The organism is Johannesbaptistia floridana, assembly GCF_057440575.1.
The window spans coordinates 1-21,521 of the sequence record NZ_JALKVM010000109.1; the positions used below are offsets into that span (position 1 = coordinate 1).

General features: G+C 36.3%; 21 protein-coding genes. 15 read left to right on the forward strand and 6 right to left on the reverse strand.

Going from position 1 to position 21,521, the window contains the following annotated elements; translation table 11 throughout:
• Positions 1 to 1,000: 1,000 nt before the first annotated feature.
• The 9 genes from MW688_RS07910 to cpcF all read left to right on the forward strand — a co-directional run bounded on the left by MW688_RS07910 (position 1,001) and on the right by cpcF (position 9,443).
• Positions 1,001 to 2,143: a DegT/DnrJ/EryC1/StrS family aminotransferase gene (locus tag MW688_RS07910; RefSeq protein ID WP_486735410.1), complete on the forward strand. Its 1,143-nt coding sequence runs from the start codon at positions 1,001 to 1,003 to the stop codon at positions 2,141 to 2,143.
• Between the two features lie 34 nt (positions 2,144 to 2,177).
• Positions 2,178 to 3,122 carry a bestrophin family protein gene (locus MW688_RS07915; RefSeq protein WP_486735411.1) on the forward strand — a complete coding sequence of 315 codons (945 nt, stop codon included), beginning with the start codon at positions 2,178 to 2,180 and terminating at the stop codon, positions 3,120 to 3,122.
• A 350-nt stretch (positions 3,123 to 3,472) separates the two neighbouring features.
• Positions 3,473 to 3,835, forward strand: coding sequence for a hydroxyisourate hydrolase (gene uraH, locus MW688_RS07920; RefSeq protein WP_486735412.1), 363 nt, complete (start codon positions 3,473 to 3,475; stop codon positions 3,833 to 3,835).
• A 31-nt stretch (positions 3,836 to 3,866) separates the two neighbouring features.
• A complete protein-coding gene (locus MW688_RS07925) occupies positions 3,867 to 4,505 on the forward strand; it encodes a hypothetical protein (protein WP_486735413.1) in 639 nt (212 codons plus the stop codon).
• 9 nt (positions 4,506 to 4,514) lie between these two features.
• Positions 4,515 to 5,870: an 8-oxoguanine deaminase gene (locus tag MW688_RS07930; protein WP_486735414.1), complete on the forward strand. Its 1,356-nt coding sequence runs from the start codon at positions 4,515 to 4,517 to the stop codon at positions 5,868 to 5,870.
• Positions 5,871 to 6,801: 931 nt separating this feature from the next.
• Positions 6,802 to 7,320, forward strand: coding sequence for a C-phycocyanin subunit beta (gene cpcB, locus MW688_RS07935; RefSeq protein ID WP_486735415.1), 519 nt, complete (start codon positions 6,802 to 6,804; stop codon positions 7,318 to 7,320).
• A 73-nt stretch (positions 7,321 to 7,393) separates the two neighbouring features.
• Positions 7,394 to 7,882 carry a C-phycocyanin subunit alpha gene (cpcA, locus tag MW688_RS07940; protein WP_486735416.1) on the forward strand — a complete coding sequence of 163 codons (489 nt, stop codon included), beginning with the start codon at positions 7,394 to 7,396 and terminating at the stop codon, positions 7,880 to 7,882.
• 125 nt (positions 7,883 to 8,007) lie between these two features.
• Positions 8,008 to 8,814, forward strand: a complete 807-nt coding sequence (cpcE, locus tag MW688_RS07945) for a C-phycocyanin alpha-cysteine-84 phycocyanobilin lyase subunit CpcE (RefSeq protein WP_486735417.1) — start codon at positions 8,008 to 8,010, stop codon at positions 8,812 to 8,814.
• Positions 8,811 to 9,443, forward strand: coding sequence for a C-phycocyanin alpha-cysteine-84 phycocyanobilin lyase subunit CpcF (gene cpcF / locus MW688_RS07950; protein WP_486735418.1), 633 nt, complete (start codon positions 8,811 to 8,813; stop codon positions 9,441 to 9,443). Before cpcE ends, cpcF begins: the two co-directional genes overlap by 4 nt.
• Positions 9,444 to 10,020: 577 nt before the next feature.
• Here cpcF and MW688_RS07955 read toward each other — a convergent pair.
• Together MW688_RS07955 and MW688_RS07960 are read right to left on the reverse strand one after the other, a co-directional pair.
• Complete coding sequence (locus MW688_RS07955) at positions 10,021 to 10,404, reverse strand: hypothetical protein (RefSeq protein WP_486735419.1); 384 nt, start codon at positions 10,402 to 10,404, stop codon at positions 10,021 to 10,023.
• Positions 10,405 to 10,538: 134 nt separating this feature from the next.
• The gene (locus MW688_RS07960) at positions 10,539 to 11,285 is read right to left on the reverse strand and encodes an RNA methyltransferase (RefSeq protein WP_486735420.1); all 747 of its coding nucleotides are present in this window, start codon (positions 11,283 to 11,285) and stop codon (positions 10,539 to 10,541) included.
• 6 nt (positions 11,286 to 11,291) lie between these two features.
• On the opposite strand from MW688_RS07960, the gene MW688_RS07965 reads away from it, so the two are divergent.
• The 6 genes from MW688_RS07965 (at position 11,292) to MW688_RS07990 (ending at position 16,884) form a co-directional block, all read left to right on the forward strand.
• Positions 11,292 to 11,444 carry a DUF2256 domain-containing protein gene (locus tag MW688_RS07965; RefSeq protein WP_486735421.1) on the forward strand — a complete coding sequence of 51 codons (153 nt, stop codon included), beginning with the start codon at positions 11,292 to 11,294 and terminating at the stop codon, positions 11,442 to 11,444.
• A gap of 14 nt (positions 11,445 to 11,458) precedes the next feature.
• Positions 11,459 to 12,382 (forward strand): isoaspartyl peptidase/L-asparaginase, encoded by a 924-nt coding sequence (locus MW688_RS07970; RefSeq protein ID WP_486735422.1) that lies wholly within the window; start codon positions 11,459 to 11,461, stop codon positions 12,380 to 12,382.
• 387 nt (positions 12,383 to 12,769) lie between these two features.
• Positions 12,770 to 12,964 (forward strand): cytochrome b6f subunit PetP, encoded by a 195-nt coding sequence (gene petP, locus MW688_RS07975; RefSeq protein WP_486735423.1) that lies wholly within the window; start codon positions 12,770 to 12,772, stop codon positions 12,962 to 12,964.
• Positions 12,965 to 13,272: 308 nt separating this feature from the next.
• Positions 13,273 to 14,370 (forward strand): Get3/ArsA fold putative tail anchor-mediating ATPase NosAFP, encoded by a 1,098-nt coding sequence (locus tag MW688_RS07980; protein WP_486735424.1) that lies wholly within the window; start codon positions 13,273 to 13,275, stop codon positions 14,368 to 14,370.
• Positions 14,371 to 14,796: 426 nt separating this feature from the next.
• Positions 14,797 to 15,831: an adenylosuccinate synthetase gene (locus tag MW688_RS07985; RefSeq protein WP_486735425.1), complete on the forward strand. Its 1,035-nt coding sequence runs from the start codon at positions 14,797 to 14,799 to the stop codon at positions 15,829 to 15,831.
• A gap of 3 nt (positions 15,832 to 15,834) precedes the next feature.
• Positions 15,835 to 16,884: a dCTP deaminase domain-containing protein gene (locus tag MW688_RS07990; protein WP_486735426.1), complete on the forward strand. Its 1,050-nt coding sequence runs from the start codon at positions 15,835 to 15,837 to the stop codon at positions 16,882 to 16,884.
• 99 nt (positions 16,885 to 16,983) lie between these two features.
• Here the strand turns inward: MW688_RS07990 and MW688_RS07995 are convergent, their stop codons facing one another.
• From MW688_RS07995 to ndhC, 4 genes are all read right to left on the reverse strand, one after another.
• Positions 16,984 to 19,107, reverse strand: coding sequence for a ribonuclease H-like domain-containing protein (locus tag MW688_RS07995; RefSeq protein ID WP_486735427.1), 2,124 nt, complete (start codon positions 19,105 to 19,107; stop codon positions 16,984 to 16,986).
• 464 nt (positions 19,108 to 19,571) lie between these two features.
• A complete protein-coding gene (locus tag MW688_RS08000) occupies positions 19,572 to 20,108 on the reverse strand; it encodes an NAD(P)H-quinone oxidoreductase subunit J (protein WP_486735428.1) in 537 nt (178 codons plus the stop codon).
• Complete coding sequence (locus MW688_RS08005; RefSeq protein ID WP_486735429.1) at positions 20,101 to 20,835, reverse strand: NADH dehydrogenase subunit K; 735 nt, start codon at positions 20,833 to 20,835, stop codon at positions 20,101 to 20,103. The genes MW688_RS08000 and MW688_RS08005 overlap by 8 nt, the downstream gene beginning before the upstream one ends.
• A 40-nt stretch (positions 20,836 to 20,875) precedes the next feature.
• Positions 20,876 to 21,238, reverse strand: a complete 363-nt coding sequence (gene ndhC, locus MW688_RS08010) for a photosynthetic/respiratory NAD(P)H-quinone oxidoreductase subunit C (protein ID WP_486735430.1) — start codon at positions 21,236 to 21,238, stop codon at positions 20,876 to 20,878.
• Between the last annotated feature and the right edge of the window lie 283 nt (positions 21,239 to 21,521).

Genomic DNA, 21,521 nt, shown 5'->3' on the forward strand with positions numbered 1-21,521 from the left:
ACTCATCTATTAATGATAGCCATTCGTTGTGGTGTTGGGCTACTTTCATTTGTTTGTTTCTCGCTTCGTTTTGTTTTAGGTTTTATTTTATCTAATCAGGAAGTAAATAGTTAAGGGGTGTGAGAATTTCCATTTTTGATTCTTTATTCTTCCTTGACAATTATCTAGTCATTAAGTTATACTGTTCGTAGGGGGGAGTTCGCCCCTTGTGTAGCATAAAATAATAAATAAATATTCTGTAGGGTGCGTTAACTCATATCAAAGCACCAAAACAAAAGTACAGAAATTGGCCGACAAGGGAGAATCAGGCTACGTACAGGCTACCTTCTTACTCATTACTTATTACTTCAAAACTCATTACTCATGTTTGGTGCGTTAAGGGCTTCGCCCTAACACACACTACAACTACTTTTATACTGTTGGGTTTCGTGCCTCAACCCAACCTACAGGCTTAATTGTGATTTTCCACAGAAATCTTCGGCCTAACGCAACCTACTACAAGTACTACTCATTACTACTCATTACTCATTACTTATTACTCATTACTCATGTTTGTTGGGTGTAGTGACCAATGGCCCAACCTACAGGCTACGTACAGGCTACCTTCTTACTCATTACTCATTACTTATTACTTATTACTCAACTGACGGTGCGTTACGCGCTCCATGCGAAGTTCGCACCCTACAACTACTCATTACTCATTACTTATTACTTATTACTCATTACTCATGTTTGGTGCGTTACGGGCTTCGCACGCTTCACACCCTACAACTACTCATTACTCATTACTTCAAAACTCATTACTCATTACTTCAAGATTCATCCACAAGTAACTTTGGGTAAAGATGCAAGATCTGAGTTTTAGGTAGAATGGTTTGAGATTAGTATATCAGAGTAGATAAGTAGATACACCGAGGTTATGGGGACATTTCCATGCCTGGATTTAAAATCCAGGGAATGAATGACCTAACACCTGAAACCAGCAAACCGATTAAATAAAATGAATCAAAAACCCAAAATAACTTGTTATAGTTCACCTACTGATGAAAAAGATTGGAGAGCGTTGCGTGAAGTCTTGGTTAATGATAATTTAACCAAAAGAGTAAGAGTTGCAGCTTTTGAAGCCGCTTTTGCTAAAAAACATGGTGCTAAATACGGTATTGCCACTAATAACAGTACTAGTGCCCTTCATATAATTTTAGTAGCTCTAGGAATAGAAACAGGTGATGAAGTAATTATTCCTGCTTTAGCTTGGGTCGGAGTAGCTAATGTGGTACTATACTGTGGAGCTACACCTGTCCTGGTAGATGTAGCTCCAGATACCTATAACTTAGATATCCAAGGAGTAGCCAATCAAGTAAATAGACGCACCAAAGCGATAATTGTTACTCATAATTTCGGTTTATGCGCTGATATCCAAGGACTCATCTCGGTAGCTCCAAATATTCCTATTATAGAAGATGCTAGTGCAGCAATTGGCAGTAAGTATGGGAAAAAATCCGCAGGGTCTTTAGGAAAAGTTGCCGCTTTTTCTCTACATCCTCAGCAAGTGATTACGACAGGTGAAGGAGGAATGATTACAACAAATGATCAAGATTTGGCTGAAAAACTCATAATTCTCCGCAATCATGGAGCAACTACTTCCGCCGCTACCAAAGAATTGGGAAAAAAACCTTATTCAGTTCCTAGATTTAGCTTTCTTGGGTTTCACTACAATATGAGCGAAATACAAGGAGCAATTGGCTTAAGCCAACTATTCAAATTAGAGGATTTACTCGCAGCTAAACGTAAGGGTGCAGAATTTTATACAAAAGAATTAGCTTCAATACCATGGTTAAAAACTCCTTATGTTCCCGAAAATTACACTCACACCTGGCAAAAATACGTTTGCTACGTTGATGAAGAGATATCTCCAATGTCTCGCAATGACACCATGGAATATTTAGCTTCGATGGGAATTGAAACTCGTATTAGTAGTTTAGCGATTCATTTGTTAAGCTACTATCAAATTAGATTTGGATTTGAAGCTAATGACTATCCCATAGCTAAAAAATGCGCCAATTGCACCTTTGTGTTACCATTGCATCATCGTCTGAGTAAAGAAGATTTTAATTATGTTGTAGAAACCATCAAGAGTATTTGATAAGCTAAATAACATGGTTAAACAAAATCTCTAAATGACTACATTACCACCACCAATTTATCTAGAAGAAGGAAATTGGTTTAAGTTACTAACAAAGTTACAAAGTTCAATTATTCCTAAGGTATTGCCTAGGATACTATACTCTACTGTGTTTGCCCTACTAGTTACTATTATCTATAAATTGGGATATACCTCCATTTCTTTAGATATATTGACTAGTGATGTACCTAGTATTGTTTTAGCCTTACTTTTAGTGTTTAGGACTAATGCAGCTTACAGCAGGTTTTGGGAAGGACGCAAACTCTGGGGGAATATAGCTAACACTATATATAATCTAGCACGAACTATTTATGTGGTAATCGAAGCAAAAACCCCATCAGACAAACAAGAAAAAACTCAAGCTATCAATTTACTAGTTGCTTTTGCTATTAGTGTTAAACTCCATCTACGTTGGCAAAAAGTTGACTCAGAATTGGCAAAATTATTAACATCACAACAATATAAGAGATTGGAAAATAGCGATCGCCCACCTTTAATTATTGCTTTGTGGTTAACGGAATATTTGCAAAAACAGCATAAATCTGACAAAATTAGCATTTATCAACTCACGGAGATGTTTAAACATTTAGATACCCTAGTAGATGCCCTGGGGGGATGCGATCGCATTTTGAAAACTTCTATTCCTCTAGCCTATTCTATACACCTGAGACAATTTATATTTATTTACTGCTTAACACTACCTTTTCAGCTAGTAGCCACATCTGGTTGGTTAACACCATGTATAACTGCTTTAGTCAGTTATGCCTTAATTGGAATTAAAGAGATTAGCATGGAGATAGAAAATCCCTTCGGTTACGATCCCAATGACTTACAATTAGATGAAATCTGTCAAACTGTCCAGAGAAATATAAATGATTTAATCTCTCCTGAATCAACAACAGAGTTAACAGATGATATGCCGTTGAATCAGATTTGCTGAGACAATTTCTGGAAATATTTTGAAGTTATATACATATTTATTTAATTATTCCGAACGATACACTTTAAGAGCTTCTACTTTTGCTAAAGCATTAAAATGGTTAGTTAGTGTAATTATATATTTGAACTTTGTTAACCATAAACAATAATTATAGGGTATTGTCAAGTTAACTGAAGAACAAAAAATAAAAGATTACAAAGAAAAACAATCTGCTTTTCTAAGAGCGAAGAGAGTAAATTTAAAGACTTGTGTATGTCAAATCGGTTTTGGTACTTATATACTTGACAAGACGTAAAATAAAATAAAAAGCGATCGCTATAATGAAAAAATATACAAAGGAAAATTAATCAATGTCTGGTAAATTAACAACACATGTATTGGATACAGTAAAAGGTGGACCTGCCGCCGGAATTTATCTAGAATTGTGGTCAATAGATTGCCAATCGGGAGAAAAAACCCTGCTGCTAACGGGAAAGACTAACGAAGATGGCAGAACAAATCAACCTCTATTAACGGGAGATGATTTGAAACAAGGCACCTATGAACTAGTTTTTCAAGTAGGCGCCTATTTTAAAGAGTATTTAAATAACTTGCCAGAACCACCTTTTTTAGATACTGTACCTTTACGGTTTGGCATTGCTAACCCAGAACAACATTACCATGTCCCCCTGTTAGCCTCTCCTTGGTCCTACAGTACCTATAGAGGTAGTTGAAGTTATTTTTGCTTCAGAATCCCACAAGTTTATGAGTAAACTAAGTCAAAATAATTCTTCTGTAAGCTTCATCATAGAACAACACATACCTCCAGAAAAAACAGAGGCTTTTTTACGCTGGCAAGAAAAAATTATTAAAGCTTCCCGTGAATTTCCCGGTTATTTAAGAACTGATAATTTTCCTCCTAGCCACGGAATTAGAGACAAATGGTACACAGTTATCCACTTTGATACTCCAGAAAATTTGACCATTTGGTTAGACTCAGATACTCGCCATCAGTTAATTAGAAATCGTCGCGAACAATTGGGATTTTATCGCTTGATTGCCTATAAAAATAGCTTTGAAGACTGGTTAATACGTCAAAATAATCTACCTCAGTGGAAACAAGCTTTAACTGTTTTATTTGGACTATATCCCACAGTGATGACAGAAACTATTATCTTCTCCCGTTGGCAAATTATAGAATCTTGGCCAGTGGCGATCGCCATTCTGGTTTCAAATATCATTAGTTGTTCTCTGTTAACTTGGATTGTCATGCCTTTAGTACGAAAATTATTTAACTTTTGGTTAAAACCCCCTCAACTCTCATCAAAAAATGATTGCTTGGGTATATTGTTAATTACTATAGGAATAAGTTTTATGGTTTCTTTGTTCTTAAATATTTCTTAAATTATCATTATGGCTACTTTATTAATCAAAAATATTCATACCCTCATCACCATGGATGAGGAAAAAAGAGAAATTAACCAAGGTGCATTATTTATTCGTGATCATATTATTGAACAGGTGGGAACAACCAGAGAGTTACCCACAACTGCTGATGAAATTCTCGATTTAAACAACCGATATTTAGTTTTACCAGGATTAGTAAATACTCACCACCACTTCTATCAAGTATTAACTAGAGTTGTACCAGAGGCCCAAAATGGCACCTTGTTTGAATGGTTAAAAAGTCTCTATAAACCTTGGCAAAAATTAACTCCCGAGGCTTTGTATACTGGATGTCAAATGGCTGCTGCTGAGTTGATTTTATCCGGTTGTACAACGGCAAGTGATCATCTCTATCTCTTCCCCAATAACTGCACCCTAGATGATGAAATTGCCGCTATCAAGGCTATAGGATTACGCTTCCATGCGAGTCGAGGCAGTATGAGTGTTGGGGAAAGTCAAGGGGGATTACCTCCTGATAACCTAGTCGAAAAAGAAGCAGATATCTTAAAAGATTCTCAACGGATTATCGAAGAGTATCACGATAACTCTCGGCATAGTATGTTAAGAATTACCCTAGCCCCCTGTTCTCCTTTTTCCGTGACTCAAGATTTAATGCGAGAATCAGCCAAAATGGCCCGTACCTATCCAGGAGTAAGACTACATACCCATTTAGCCGAAAATATCGCTGATGTAGAATATAGTTTAGCAAATTTCGGCTCAATTCCGGGAGAATATGCAGAATCAGTAGGCTGGCTAGGAAATGATGTGTGGCACGCTCACTGTGTACAACTTACAGACCCAACTATTCGTAAATTTGGTCAAACAGGTACAGGAGTAGCCCATTGTCCCTGTAGTAATATGCGCCTAGGTAGTGGTATCGCCCCAATTCGCAAAATGCTTAATCACCATGTACCTGTAGGCTTAGGAGTAGATGGTTCTGCCTCTAATGATACCGGAAATTTACTACAAGAAGCGAGAACCGCCTTTTTATTAGCCCGGGTTAGAGATTGTGACGCTACCGTGATGTCTGCTAGAGAAATGCTCTCTATTGCTACCTTAGGGGGTGCTAAAGTGTTAGGACGTGATGATATTGGTTATCTAGCCCCAGGAATGTCGGCAGATTTCATCGCGATTAATTGCGATCGCCCAGAATTAGCTGGCGCTCATGATTTGGTAGCGGCTTTAATCTTTTGTCAGGTTAGTGGGGTTGATTACAGCTTTATTAATGGTAAGAAAGTTGTTGATCAAGGTCAACTTACTACTGTTGAATTACCCTCTTTAGTAGAAAAGACTAATAAATTATCTCAAAGTTTGTTTATATAACTATATAAATAAATATGCAACTTGTTCTTTCCCACGGACGCTGATACAACCGTAATCTGAGATCTTGCATCTTTACCTAATGTTACTGGTTGAAGTTGAGTAATGAGTTTTGAAGTAATAAGTTTTGAAGTAAGAAGTCTTGAAGTGAAAGAAGTTTTGAAGCAGCATTAGTAGCATTAGTAGGGTGTGTTAGGGCGCAGCCCGTAACGCACCATAATGATTGTTGAAGTCTTGAAGTAATGAGTAATGAGTTAAAGAATTAAGGCGATCGCGCTTAAAAATTGGTTGACCAAAAAGGCGTATTCAGTACTTTTGTTCTCTTGACTCTTTTCTTAGGCGAAAGAGAAATGAACTTTCTTCTCACAATAATTTGGTACATAAGTACTGGTGGAAGATGTGAGGTAATGCTACTACTGAATTGATTCGTGCTTTTCCCTGGCTTAAATAGGAAAAACTAGGTCAATTAAGTAAAAAATAAGTTAACAAATTTTAAGTTTGGTAACAAATTTTACCAAGACTTAGAGAAATTGTAAAGGAATGTTTCGAGTAAGTATTAAAGTAGTAAAGTCATAACAGTAAACAAAAGTCAGCTAAAATCTTTATATGAATAGAATTTTCACCTATAGAAAATAATAGACTTAAGTAATAATACCTAAGCGAAAAAACAAAGTATGTAAAGAAGTATGAAGAAAACGATTTAACAAGTTAACAATGTGTAACAAAAAAAGGTAAAAAAAGATAGTATAAAAATAAGCTGAGGGGGTAATGAAATAAGCAAACATTAAACCCGAAAAATGATTGACAAGTTTCACTTTTTTAAAAAGGCAAAGAAAAAAAGTCTCTCATATAGAGAAAAAAACTTTGTCAAAATAAAAAAGCAAAAAACAAACAAAAGATAAGCAACAAAAAAACAAACAGGAGATTTAAGTAAATGTACGACGCTTTTACTAGAGTAGTATCACAAGCAGACACACGCGGTGAATTTTTATCTAGCGATCAACTAGATGCTTTAAACAACATGGTAAGCGAAAGCAACAAACGCATGGATTCAGTAAACCGTATTACTAGCAACGCCTCTGCGATTGTTACCAATGCAGCACGTGCTTTGTTTGCAGAGCAACCTCAATTAATTGCTCCTGGTGGAAATGCTTACACTAGCCGCCGTATGGCAGCTTGCTTAAGAGACATGGAAATCATTTTACGCTATGTAACTTATGCAATCTTCTCAGGTGATGCAAGTGTACTAGAAGATCGTTGCTTAAACGGGTTACGTGAAACTTACATCGCGCTAGGTACTCCAGGTGCTTCGGTAGCAGTAGGAGTACAAAAAATGAAAGATGCAGCAATAGCGATTGCAAATGATAACAACAACATCACTCCTGGTGATTGCAGCGCGTTAATGTCTGAAATTTCCAGCTACTTTGACCGTGCAGCTCAAGCAGTAGCATAGTTTTGGAATTAACAAATCAATTGAAATCAAATCAAAGAATAGAAAATCAAGAAAAAAATCAGGAGAAAAAATCATGAAAACCCCCTTAACCGAAGCAGTATCAGCAGCAGATTCTCAAGGACGTTTTTTAAGCAGCACCGAAATCCAAATCGCTTTCGGTCGCTTCAAACAAGCTAATGCAAGCCTACAAGCAGCAAAAAGCTTAACTGAAAACTCCCAACGTCTAATCGATGGAGCAGCTCAAGCAGTGTACAACAAATTCCCTTACACTACTAGCACTCAAGGACCAAACTACGCAGCTACTCAAGAAGGAAAAAACAAATGTTCTCGTGACATCGGTTACTACCTACGTATGGTAACATACTGCCTAGTAGCAGGTGGAACTGGTCCGATGGATGAGTACCTATTAGCTGGTATTGATGAAATAAACCGTAGCTTTGAATTATCCCCAAGCTGGTACATCGAAGCTCTAAAACACATCAAAGCTAATCATGGTTTAAGTGGAGATCCAGCAGTAGAAGCTAACTCCTACTTAGATTATGCAATCAACGCTCTAAGCTAATAAAAATTAAGAGCAGATAATATCGCCTGATAAAAAAAAAGGTAAAACTAGCCTGGTAAAGTAGGCAGATAAATGGTTGTAAAACTAGTATTTGTCTACAAATCCAGGCTTTGTAGTGGGAAGATATGAAAGAAGACAATCAAACAGCATCAGAGTTAACAGTAGAATCGGCGCTCGCCAATCTTCGTCAAAAAGAAGACCTGGGTTTAAGATACTATGCAGCCTGGTGGCTAGGGCGTTTTCGAGTTGAAGACACAGAAGCAGTGACAGCATTGTTAGAGGCTTTAGAAGATGAAGAAGATAGAGCCCCAGACGGTGGTTATCCCCTGAGACGCAATGCGGCTAGAGCCTTAGGTAAAATAGGAGATACTAAAGCAGTAGAGCCCTTAATCGGTTGTTTAAGTTTTGAAGACTACTACGTGAGAGAAGCAGCAGCCCAAGCCTTAGAAACAATAGGAGATAAACGGGCGATTAATCCTCTTGTACAATTATTAGCAGGAGGGGTAGAAGCAGCAATAACAGTGCCAGGAAAACCCTATTTAGTGCAGCCCTATGAAGCAATAATTGAAGCTTTAGGGACTTTGCAAGCAAAAACAGCAATCACAGAAATTGAACCATTTTTAGAGCATCCCCTAGCTAAAATAAAATCGGCCGCAGCTAGAGCACTATATCAATTAACAAATAATGATATCTACGGAGAAATGTTAATAGAAACTTTGAGAAACCCAGAATTACAAATACGGCGCTCAGCATTGATTGATTTGGGGGCTAGTGGTTATCTCAAAGGCGCTGAGGCGATCGCTAATACCTATGCAGAAAATAGTTTAAAGCTAATAGCCCTGAAAAATTTAGTAGAGCCAGAATTAGAGAAAAATTCTCAACCATCTGAGCGCAGCATTGAAATAATTAAGATAATGGACGAATTATTGTGACTAATTCTACCGAAACTTTAATCAAGCAAGTAGAAACGGCCACTTCTGCCAGAAGTTTGGTACAAGCGGTACAAGCTTTAGCAACAAAACAAGATCCCGAAGCAATTTCTACCCTGATTGCAGTACTAGGATATAATAACCCTGGTGCTGCGGTAGCTGCTGTTAATGGGTTAGTGCAGTTAGGCTCAATCGCCGTTACTCCCCTACTAGAAAAAGTTGATAATTACAACTATGGTGCTAGGGCTTGGGCAGTGAGAGTATTTGCCCAAATCGGCGATCCCCGTACTTTAGATTTACTTATCTATTCCGCTACTAATGATTTTTCCCAAAGTGTGCGCCGTGCCGCTGCTAAAGGCTTAGGTAATATTACTTGGTCTCTATTGCCTCCTGAGGAGATTATCTCAGGTCAGGAAAAAGCTTTAGATGCTTTGATTTTAGCCTTACAGGATGGAGAATGGGTGGTTCGTTACGCCAGTGTAGTTGGTTTAGAATCTCTAGCTAGTACGGTAACAGGGGAAAATAGTCATTTGAAAACTAAAATTATTAACAAGTTAACCGAGTTTTTAGACCAAGAAACCGAGATAGTAGTTATTGTGCGTGTCAAATTAGCTTTGGAAACCGTTTGTTAAGAAGTAACCGTTCAAAGGGCGATCGCCAGCTTTACTCAGACTTGCATCTTTATCACTCATTTACTGGTTGTGGATGAATTATGAGTAATGAGTTTTGAAGTAATGAGTTTTGAAGTAAGAAGTCTTGAAGTCTTGAAGTCTTGAAGTAAGAATTAAGAAGTTTTGGAGTAATGAGTAATGAGTAATGAGTTAAAGAATTAATACTCAACGCTTAAAAATTGGTTGACCGCGTATGGGCGGTCATCTATCGCCCCGGATTTTAAATCCGGGGAACGGATGACCTTTGCTACTTTTCTTAGGCGAAAGAGAAATGAACTTTTTCTGAGGTTAATTTAGTACATAAGTTCTGGTGCTTTGATATGAGTTTAGTTAAAAAACTGTTAAAGAATGGTTGCTAGGCGATCGCGTCCTTGACTTTTAGCTAAATATAAAGCTTGATCTGCTAAATCAACTAAATCTTTTATTGCTAATGTTAAAAATATTTGAATGATAAAAGGTACAATTAAAATTCTACTTTTTACTTATACTATTGTAAACCTTGAGCTCAAAAGAAAATTATAATCTCAACATATTACTATCAGTTTTTTCTTTTATCTTCAACATGAATTACTTCGAGTGACTTAGCATCTTTATCTCGCTTGGAACGTCCCAATAACCCAACTATTAATTCATTATTACTATCATCTCCAACTTCATCTGAGCTGACAAAAGTTAAAATATCATCATGATGACTTGTTACCACCCATCCATCTTCCTCATCTAAAGTTATTATTGAAAAATCACCAGCAGGACTTCCTGGATAAACAGGACCCCATTCTTTTATCAACTCAATGGCTTGTTCAGCTAGATCTAATTCTGGGTTCATTAAAATTATACAAGTGCCATTTTCAAAAAGCACCCAGGATTTTTGTTCTCCTATGATGATTCTTCTCCAGATTTCAACTAATTCGTTTTTGTTCATAGATTTCTTAAATTATGGTAAAGATAGGGAAGCTACAAAGAAAAAAATTGATTTTGATTTTTTAACCGTTTTTGCACTTAAGCCTTAAGAGCTAATTTTAGTTATTATTAAAACTTATATTACATATTTTTACTCTATCTATCTTTTTGTTTTAAGGCCCAATTGATTTGACGTAGCATCCCCCTAAGCATAGTAACATCTTCCCTAGTTAATTGAGCTTGATTGTAAAAGCTTCTTAATTTTTCCATTCTTGCCTTAGCCGTGTGGGGATAGAGAAACCCTACTTCTAAGAGTAGAGTTTCTAACTGTTGATAATAGCCTTCTAAAACATCTAAACTAGCTAAATCAGCCTTAGCTTGTTTGTTTATCAACATATCACTATCCGATTGTGTAACTACTTGGTAAAGTTCATAGACACAAACAGCCACAGCCTGGGCTAAATTAAGAGAAGAATACTCAGGATTAGCAGGAATAGAGATAAATCTTTGGGCATAATTTAACTCTTGATTAGATAACCCTCTATCTTCAGGACCAAAAATTAAGGCGGTGTTAAACTGAGGATCTAGTAACCATGGTAAAGCTTGACGAGGAGTTTCAAAAGGGGTATTTAAACTACGAGAATGTGAAGTGGTGGCGATCGCCCGTTGGCAACCGGTCAAGGCTTCTGGTAAGCTGTTAACTAAGATAGCATTTTCTAGAACATCAAGACCATGGACAGCCATTTGGCGAGCCTCTTGGTCACTAATGCTACAATGAGGGTTCACTAAAATCAATTGACTCAAACCCATATTCTTCATAACTCTAGCCACAGAGCCAACATTCAAAGCTCCAGCAGGTTCTACTAAAATAATTTTAATCTGAGAAAGTATAGTTATATCCATATTTTTATGCCACGTCAAAAAACTCGTTCAGACCTTCCCGAAAAAATTTGCCCTGTTTGTGGACTACCTTTTACTTGGCGCAAAAAGTGGGAAAAGTGCTGGGATGATGTAAAATACTGTTCAGAAAGATGTCGGCGACGCAAATCAAAAAACCAATAAGTAATAAAGTGATTATGAATACACAACCGAAGTTAATTATTCATGGAGGAGCTGGTGCCTCCTTACAAGATAAAGGAGGTAAAGAACTTGTTCGTGCATCCTTATCGAATATTGTACAACAAGTTTATGATTTACTTCTAACCGATGCCAGTGCCGTGGAAGCGGTAATCAAAGGTTGTCAATTGCTCGAAGATGACCCCATATTCAATGCGGGGACAGGATCTGTCCTTCAATCTGATGGGCAAATTCGGATGAGTTGTAGCTTAATGAATGGAGAAACTCAATCCTTTAGTGGTATAATTAATGTCTCTAGAATTAAAAACCCCATTTATTTAGCAAAAGAATTACAACAACAGAGCGATCGCGTTTTATCTGATTACGGTGCCGCAGAATTATCCCGAGAGTTAAATATACCTATTTACGATCCCCTCACAGATAAACGTCTTCAGGAATGGATGGAAGAACGTAAAACTAACTTTGAGAAAAAAATGGCTAATGTGGTAGCCCAAAATTATGGAACTATTGGGGTAGTATCTTTAGATAGTAGCGGTAAAATCGCTGTAGGTACTTCTACAGGGGGTAAAGGTTTAGAAAGAATTGGCCGTGTCAGTGATTCAGCAATGCCTGCGGGTAACTATGCAAATACTGAAGCGGGAGTAAGCTGTACAGGGATTGGAGAAGATATTATTGATGAATGTTTAGCAGCTAAAATTGTGATTCGGGTTAGCGATGGTTTATCCCTAACCAAAGCCATAGACAAATCCTTCACTGAATCTCGTCAACGTCAACGAGATTTTGGCGCCATATCTATAGATAAATCAGGCACTATCGCTTGGGGAAAAACTTGTCCTGTCCTCTTAGCAGCTTATCACAATGGTAAAACCTCCGGTGATAGTCTTGATGCTAAAGCAGATGACCTATTTGCAGTAATTCATTAGTAACAGAATTCTGGCAACAACTCAAGGAACACTCAGACCAAAGCATCTTTACCTAATGTTACTGGTTGTTGTTGAGTAATGAGTAATGAGTAATGAGTAAGGAGTAAGGAGTAAGGAGTAAGGAGTAAGGAGTAAGGAGTAAGGAGTAAGAAGTAAGGAGTTTTGAAGTGAAAGGAGTTTTGAAGTGAAAGAAGTTTTGGAGTTTTGAAGTAATGAGTTAAAGAATTAAGGCGATCGCGCTTAAAAATTGATTCTCCCTTGTCGGCCAATTTCTGTACTTTTGTTTTGGTGCAAGATATGAGGGAGATGAATTCGCAATTACAAGCGAAAATAGCGTCAAGTTGAGATACACTAGTTTATGGATTATAATTTTAAACAAAAAAAGGAATGGAAATAGGGCAAAAAGTAAAAGTCTATCGTCTTAGAGATAGAGTTTCAACAACAATAGTTGATAAGCTGGGAAAAACAGGTACTATAGCAGGTTACAAGATGACCGACGGTAGTGGAGTAGGTGTAATAGTAGAGTTTGACGATAAAAGCTCTACTTGGTTTTTTGAAGACGAAATCAAACAGGTAAACTAGGCATAAAATAAGTAACTGATGTGTCAGGTGTGAGATGTTAGGTTTTAGGTATTGGGTATGTATTTAACTACTTAACCGATAAATTTCAGTTTTGGGAAATTGAGAAGTTAATTGATAAGAGATTACAACCAAATCCATTGATTTTTGCCAAACGGTTAAATGTCGATAACTTTTTACTTCAATCATTTTCCCAGATTAAATTTAGAACCTCTAGCCTGACACCTGACACCTGATACCTAACATGCAAGTACGTAATTTATTGAGTTAAACTAGTCACTGATAGCAAAAAATCAAGGAAATTTAGATAGATGGCTCGCATTTTGACTTTTTTGGGCAAAGGTGGTAGTGGACGTACTGTAATGGCTATTGCTAGTGCCAAAAAACTCGCTAAAGAAGGAAGACGTGTATTGTTAGTAGGACAAAACCCCGGTCCTAGTCTAGCTATGCTTCTAGAAAAAACTCTCACAACTGAACCCCAAACAATAAGTGAAAATCTCCAAGTAGTACAGTTACAGACTACAGAACTTTTAGAAAAAAGTTGGGAACAATTAAAAGCATTAGAAAAACAGTACTTAAGGTCACCTATCTTAAAAAATGTCTATGGTCAAGAATTAGCCATCTTACCAGGAATAGATGATGCTTTAGCCCTTAACAGTATCAGAGAATATGATGCAAGTGGCAAGTATGATGTTATAGTCTATGATGGAGCAGAAAGTTTCGCAACGGTAAGAATGTTTGGGATACCAGAAGTTTTGAGTTGGTATATTAGACGTTTTCGCCAACTGTTTGCAGAATCAGATGTGGGGAAAGCGATCGCACCCTTCGTACAACCAATAACTAGCGCTATACTCAATGTATCCTGGAGTTTTGATAACTTAACATCAGAACCAACTGATAAGACTAATCAGATGCTATCAGAGGGAATAGCAGCATTAGGAGACCCACAACGGATATCCGCTTATTTAGTAATTGATAGTCAGCCTGAGGCGATATCGTCAGCGAAGTATTTATGGGGAGCAGCGCAACAGGTAGGTTTAACTGTAGCGGGAGTACTATTAAATCAAGCCTCTCTAGAAGAAGATATAGCTGCTCAATTTAGTCCCCTTCCTACTACTAGTATACCAAGTCGTACTAGCTCCGATTGGCAAATTTTAATCGATACATTACCGGATTTAACGACACCAGGCAATATTCCTCTATCTTTAGAAGCGGATATCAGTAAAAACCAAGTTCGTCTATTTTTACCAGGATTTACCAAAGACCAAGTAAAATTAACCCAATCTGGGCCAGAAATCACGGTAGAAGCAGGAAATCAACGGCGTAATTTAATTTTACCTCCTGCTTTAGTAGGAAAGCCTGTTAGAGGTGCTAAGTTTGAAAAGAATTTTTTAATTCTGTCATTTTAGAAAATTACTCATGATATACTCCAACACTGTAGTCTATGATTATAGTGTTTGTTTCTCTTCCTCACAATACTGCTTTTGTTAACAGAAAATTATTGATTAGAGTAAGCTTGAAAGGAGATTAAGTACAAAACCAAAAACCCCTCTGTTGAAGCTCCAGTGCTCCAGTGCTCCCTGCTTTCTCAAGAGAAATATGTTTGATTCTTATCCGAGCAGTATTGCTCTTCCTCAGGCTGTTTTGGGTAGGTGATTGGTTTTTAGTTTGTCGAGTAAAGTTACTCATATCTGTTGTGGGCGATCGCTGCCAATACTCAGATCCTCGCATCTTTATTTAAATTTGTGTTTGAAATTGAGTCTAAATAAATGTATCAAGCAAACAGAAGTTAGGGTAAAATAAAAAGCATGAACAGAAATCATGAACTTTAGTCTATGCCAGTAACTGTAATCGTTGGTGGACAATTCGGCTCAGAAGGAAAAGGAAAAACTGCTCATTTTTTAGCATGTGAGCAAAAAGCTGATGTGGCTGTACGAATTGGGGGGTCAAATTCTGGGCACACTGTGATTGATAACTCAGGAAATCCTATTATTTTACGACATTTACCTACAGCTTCTATTATTCCAGATGTATATTGCATTTTAGGTGCAGGAAGCTATATAAACCCAAAAGTGCTATTGAAAGAAATTCAAAAGGTTGGTGTAACAGCAGAAAGGTTATTAATTGACCCTAATGCCATGATTATTACAGAAAAAGAAGAAGAAAAAGAAAAAAATAGTGAGCTTCGTTCTACAATAGGCTCAACTTTAAGTGGTACAGGTGCATCTGTTGTTAGACGAATTGAAAGATCTCATTGTGTCAGACTGGCAAAAAATGAACCTCTCTTGCAACCGTATATCAAATCTGTTGTACCATTCATGAGAGAATTTTTGGATAAGGGAAAACGAATTATTATTGAAGGAACTCAGGGGTTTGGTTTATCGTTACTTCATTCAAAAGATTATCCTTATGTTACCAGTCGCGATACAAGTGCTTCTGGTTTTGTCTCGGAAGTTGGGTTAAGTCCTTTAGATGTTGATCAAATTGTTTTAGTTTTACGTGCTTTTCCGATTCGAGTCGCCGGAAATTCTGGTTATTTGCCAAATGAAATTAACTGGAGTACAGTAACAAATGAATGTGGGGGAGAGCAATCAATTATAGAATACACGTCTGTAACGGGCTTAATCAGACGTGTAGCGCGTTTTGATCCTGAAGTGGTAAAAAGTGCGATTATGGTTAATCAGCCAACTCACATTGTCATGAATCACCTAGATTACATTGACTCTTCTTGGGTTGAATCTTATAAATCATCTGAAAAAGTGATGCGTTTTATTTGTAATGTAGAATCAATGATCAAATCATCAATCGATTATCTTGGTTTTAGTCCAGATTCTTTAATTAAAAATTCAAAAATGGCAAAAATAATGTAAATTATGTCCAACTCTTCTCATGATGATTTTGATATAAAAGTTTTAGAAACTCAAGAGGGTGATGGGGAAGCACAAAGGCGGTTTAATATCTATAAATCTATTGATCCTTTCCCAGAAATTATTCCAGCGCTGTTGAACTCGGCTGATGTTTATGATTATGTAAGAGTAACAGGGATGATTTGTCCTTTCAATGCTAGTGGACTTAAATCAGCTTCCTACGCTGTACCTATTTTAGGAAAATATAGATATTGGAATGATCAAGAAAATGATCAAGAAAATGAAAGCAAATGGGAAAATTTAGAAAAGGATCAAGAGTTTATATTACAACCTAATTCAATTGCTTTTGTTTCAATAGAACCAAAATTCCGCATTCCTGATTATATTGCTTTACGCTTTAATTTGAAAATAACTCATATTCATAGAGGTATTTTGTTGGGAACAGGTCCCTTAGTTGACCCAGGATATGTTGGTAAACTTTTGATTCCTTTACATAATTTAACGACAAATTCATATACTTTTAAAGGAGGAGAAGACTTAATATGGATGGAATTTACTAAGCTTAGTCGCAACACAACTTTTTATCAAAATAATCCAGCTATTATTCAAAGAAAAGGTAAATATGTTTCATTTCCAGAGGATAAAAAAGATAAAGATGTCGAATATCTCTTAAGTAAAGCCTCTCCACATAAACCTATTCGCAGTTCACTTCCTGATATAATTCTTGATTCTAAAAAATCAGCAGAAAAGGCACAAGAATCAGCAGAAAAGGCAGAAAATAACGTAACAAGAATTAGAAATGTTATAGCTATAGGAGCTGTAATCGGTTTTATATTGACTGTATTGGCTATTATTGTACCCCTTTTGTCACTTATACAAGATTCAATTAGCTATGTAAAAAATACTAATGATGTAAAAAAAGAATATGAACAAACAATTGATAATCTAGATGTTAATCAAAAAATATATAGAGAAAAAATTAAAACTTTAGAGAAACAAATAGAATTACTTAATCAAGAAATTCAAAAACTTAAAAATTCTCCTGCTCTAGATTAGTAATATTGTTTTGGTAAACTGCCAATATGGTTCAATTTTCCTTCACATTTCCTTTTTTTGTCAACTACTTTTACTCGGCTACGCTTTTTTTTGTTACACCTAGTCATTCTCAATAAACATTTCTTGTTGAGGAAAGCAGTTACATTTTACAGTTTGGATGATTTGTGACAACACTAAATTTAGTTCGCCAGCATCTGAAATGACTTGATCTGCTAAAGATTGTAAATTACTTAAATTACTCTCGGTTAGCTGTAATTCAGCTTTATCAAATTCTTCATTGCTTCCTCCTCGTTTAATATATCTTTGTCGTCGAATCTCTTGAGGAAAGTTTAAATGAATATGACAGAATGCGGTACCGAATCTCTCTTTAAAGAAGGCATGATCTTCTGGAAAGCGTAATCCGTCAATTACAATTTGATCTTGACCAGGGATTTCTTTAATCAGTTGTTGACATAGCCATCTTTGTCCTCTGGTCTGATTGACTTCTATACCAATTTTTTGTAAGCTCTCACGATTTACCTCTATTTGTTGTTCTTCTAAAAGCTGACTTAATACCTTACTAAAACGTCCATATCTAAATCCCTGAGATACTAAAAACTCACTGGCTGTTGTTTTTCCTGAGGCAATTCCACCACTAAAACCAATGATAACTTTATCACTCCAAATACTAGAACTAAGATAGGGGTTAGGAATGATTAAGTATTCTTCTTCTTCATTACCTAATTTTTCAAACTTACCACTCCAAAAAGACAAACCAACAATGGCAGAAGTAATCCCATCTAGTTCATCATGCGTCACAGTTTCTTGCTCAAAATCTCCTTTAATTCCAAAATCTTTTAATCCTTTTCTAAGATATTCAAGTCCTACTTGTTTTCTGGGAATTCTTAAAATATCTTGCGCCGATCCTGGATAACTTTCGATCACAGGTATTCCTAATTTTCTAAAATAATTGGCTAAAAATATTCCCCTTGCTGTTAATTTTTGCATACTTTTAATCAAACAAGGATAAACATTAATGCCACGTCTTTTTAAAATTCTTTCAGCTTCTCTTGTTATGCCATAAGCGTGACGATTTTCATCGTTATCATCTACGCTTTTCCTCCCTTTAGGTAAAGATAAAGGAGAATCAATAGCAACTAAATGAGGTTTAATTTCTAGAGTTTTTTGAATGATATCGTGGTTAGTTTTTAGAGCTTCAGTATATGCAATGTTGCCGTTTAGTAAACACCACCCTGAGCTTTTCTTTTCACTTCCCGATAAGTCGATACCAACAATTTTAAAATCGTTTAAACGTTTTGAAGAAACGAAATCACTTATTGATGGTAACAAATACTCTTGTATTTTTGGCATTAAAATTTGTTGATTATTCAAACTCAATTCAAAACACTCACTTTGATTATCATAATTTTCTGATATAGCAATATTAAGTTCTTGAGATTTATAAGAAAAATTGTATTTTTGAGAAATTTTATCAGGAATTTCTTGTTTTTTTATTAATTTATCTAACATTAGAGATAAAATGTGTTTCATACCTTCAATATCTGCATAATTATAATAAATTAATAGTTTGAGCGCTTCTAAATTACCTTGACAATAATCATGCCAAAGTAGCGGAGCTGTTTTTCCTGTAATTTTTTCTAAAGGGGAAGAACGTTGAATTTTTAATTCTTTTTCTATTTTCTTTTGTCCTCCTTTAAAACCAAATCTTTTACTTAAAAATCTCAGATCGATATGAGTTATAGGAAATTCTAAACTAGGAAATTCTTGCTTAAGAAATGGTAAGTCAAATAATGTGCCATTAAAAGTAACTAACACTTTAGCTTCTGATATAGCGGTTATTAAATTAGCTGAATCTGTTCCTTTAATATGTATGTTATATTTGTTATCAACACTCCAACCTACTAAAGTGATTGTATCATAGTATTTACTTAGACCTGTGGTTTCTATGTCTAGAAATAGCGTTTGCTTAGGAAAAGATAAAGCGATTCTATAATAATCCCTAAAAGATAGTTTTTGAGCGAAAAAATCCGCATTCCCCTCTTGAATCGCTTTATATGAATCAGATATTATACTATAATTATTTTCATCGACATTTTGAAAAATGAGTAATTGTCTTCCGATTCTTTTTTCAAAGTCATGCCAGTTTAATATCCCCGAATTCCAAAGATCTTTTTCTTTCTTGTCTCCAATTCCTTCCAAATGTTTAAAAGTATTATAGAGCATGATAATGTTGACCTATATACTGTTGATTCTGGCTGTCTGACGCAATTAGATGAGAACACTATTATACTTAGTAAATAAAATATCCGTGTAAAATTTTCCAAATTTGTAAATATTTGTAACAATCACTCTTACTTTGAAAATTGGTTGGTTTAAACTAGCAGCAGTTTCCATCCTGAGCAATTTGATCATACTACTGGAATTTTTTTACTTCTTAGAGGTTTTCTAAAATCAAGTTAACATATTTTAATCTCGCTCCTGGCGCTTCAAGCTTTTTCGGTACTATTTGTATGGCTAAAGGCAAATTGTCATATTTAAGAGTAGAAATATCTTCAAAGGTAATGCTTTTAGTTAATTAATGATTAATCCAAATATGAGATTGCATAGTAGTATTTTAAAATAATAAATTACAAAATAGTTATTTATATACCCTAATTCCCGGATAAAAAATCCGGGAAATAACCCTTTTAGTAGGCGTCTTGCAATTCGTAAAAATCAGGGGAGATATAATCTTTACGCAAAGGCCAACCCACCCAATCTTCTGGCATTAAAATTCGTTTAAGATTGGGATGTCCCTCGTAGATAATCCCATACATATCATAGCTTTCTCTTTCTTGCCAATCTGCTGATTTCCAAATCCAGTAAACAGAAGGCACCCGAGGATTATCTCTAGGTAAAAAAACCTTGATACGAACTTCTTCAGGATTAGAAGCATTATCATCAACTTTAGTCAAATGATAGAAGCTAACTAATTCTTTTCCCGCGCCTAAATCATAGGCGCCTTGACATTGAAGATAGTTAAAGCCTTGATTATACAAAGCTTGAGCTACATCTAGTAGAGATTGGGCTTCAACCTTGATTAATTCAATACCTGAATGGTCTGCTTGTAAAGCTTCACACTCAAAATTATTCTCAGCTAACCAACTAGCTGTTTTACCAACGGGAACTAATTCCTCATTACTAGCTTCATTATTAGCTGTTTCTGGTTGAGAATTCTCAGTCACGCTCAATTTCCTCCTTAACTGCTGTCATTGACTCTGAAGTTACGGGCTGTTGTTGACCTTCGGCTAATTCTTTTACTGGTTGTTGTCTGGTAGGAGATTGTAGATACTTACCAGTAAGAATCGGCTCTACAGGTTTAAGATTATGAGGGATACTGTAGTAGCGATGGGTTTGTTCTAATTTTGTTGCTCTTTCTTGAATAGATTCGTTAGCAACTTTTTTTCTAAGTTTAATTATCGCATCTACAATCGCTTCAGGACGAGGAGGACAACCGGGGATATAAACATCTACAGGAATCAGTTTATCAACACCTCGTACGGCGGAAGGAGAGTCAGTACTAAACATTCCTCCAGTAATAGTACAAGCGCCCATGGCAATTACATATTTAGGGTCTGGCATTTCTTCATAAAGACGTACCAAAGCGGGAGCCATCTTCATAGTAACTGTGCCCGCAGTAATGATTAAATCCGCTTGTCTAGGACTAGAACGGGGTACTAGACCAAAACGGTCAAAATCAAAGCGGGAGCCGATTAAAGCTGCAAATTCAATGAAACAGCAAGCCGTACCATATAGAAGTGGCCACAAACTTGATAATCTAGCCCAGTTGTGCAAATCGTCTACGGTAGTCAAAATTACATTTTCTGAAAGTTCTTGAGTAACTCGACCGCGATTAGTAGGATGAATAATTTTAGCTGGGTCTGCCTGTTCAAAATTTATCTTAGAAGTCATTTGTCAGTATATTAATTTATCAGTTTACAATCTTTTACCTTTATGACCATTCTAACGCTCCTTTTCTCCAGGCGTAGACCAAAGCAATTACTAAAATGGCGATAAAGATTAATGCTTCGACAAAAGCGAGTAATCCTAAACGGTTAAATGCTACCGCCCAGGGATATAAAAACACAGTTTCTACGTCAAATACTACAAAAACCAGGGCAAACATATAGTAGCGGATATTGAATTGAATCCAAGCTCCCCCAATGGGTTCCATTCCTGATTCATAGGTAGTGCGTCTTTCTGGACCACCACCACTAGGTCTCAGCAGTTTGGAAGCTGTTAAAGCTAAGATGGGTACTAAACTGCTGATAAAGAGAAAACCCAAGAGATATTCATAACCTGTGAGAACCAACACTTGATATTAGCTACCTTTTTCTATATTTCTTCTTAATTATAAACCTCAGGGTTAGTTTGCCGCTAACAAAAGTTGTCACCAGGTAAGGGGCGCAAGTATCAGCGATGGGCGCTTTTGTCTGAGTATCAGCGATGGGCGCTTTTGTCTGAGTATCAGCGATGGGCGCTTTTGTTATGAGTATCAGCGATGGGCGCTTTTGTCTGAGTATCAGCGATGGGCGCTTTTGTCTGAGTATCAGCGATGGGCGCTTTTGTTATGAGTATCAGCGATGGGCGCTTTTGTT